The following is a 711-nucleotide window of genomic DNA, read 5'->3' on the forward strand; positions in this document are numbered from 1 at the left end:
TGGCGACGATGCCGGAATGGGCAAATCTGCCGGCGTCGGATCCGGACCCGCGTGCGCTCGGCCTGACCTCGCGCCATCTCGCCTATGTGATCTACACCTCCGGATCCACCGGCACGCCCAAGGGCGTCATGATTGAGCATGCGAGCACGGTGAACCTGCTGCATTGGAGCAGCGACGTGTTTACGGCATCAGAGATCAGCCGCACGCTGTTTGCCACCTCGATCAGTTTTGATCTGTCCGTCTATGAGTGCTTCGTTCCGCTTTCGCAAGGAAGCACGCTTTACCTTGTCGAGAATGCGCTGGCGCTGGCCGAGAGGTCTTTGGATATCTCTTTGATCAACACAGTGCCCTCGGCGATTGCTGCACTGGTCGACAGGAAAGCAGTGCCGGCTTCGGCCAGCGTCGTCAATTTGGCGGGCGAGTGGCTGACGGCGGAACTGATCGAGAAGATCTTCGCGAGCAGTCGGGTCCAGAAGATTTGTAATCTGTACGCGCCTTCTGAAACCACCACGTACTCAACCTGGATCTGCGTGCGAAGGGGGGACGTTGTCGTTGAGACGATTGGCCGTCCGATTGCGAACACGCGCGTGTATCTGGTGGATGATCATGGCGGGCTGGTGCCGTTCGGTGCGGCGGGGGAGCTCTGCATTGGCGGGGCGGGGGTGGCGCGCGGCTACCTGAACCGGCCCGAGCTGACCGCGGAGCGGTTCA

At 61.0% G+C, this 711-nt stretch carries 1 protein-coding gene; it reads left to right on the plus strand.

Translation table 11 applies throughout. The annotated features are described in order from the left end of the window. A partial coding sequence (locus WN73_RS04205; RefSeq protein WP_271551684.1) for an AMP-binding protein occupies window positions 1-711 on the plus strand: 711 nt, incomplete at both ends.

The organism is Bradyrhizobium sp. CCBAU 45394 (assembly GCF_028128655.1).
Taxonomy (GTDB): Bacteria; Pseudomonadota; Alphaproteobacteria; order Rhizobiales; family Xanthobacteraceae; genus Bradyrhizobium; species Bradyrhizobium diazoefficiens.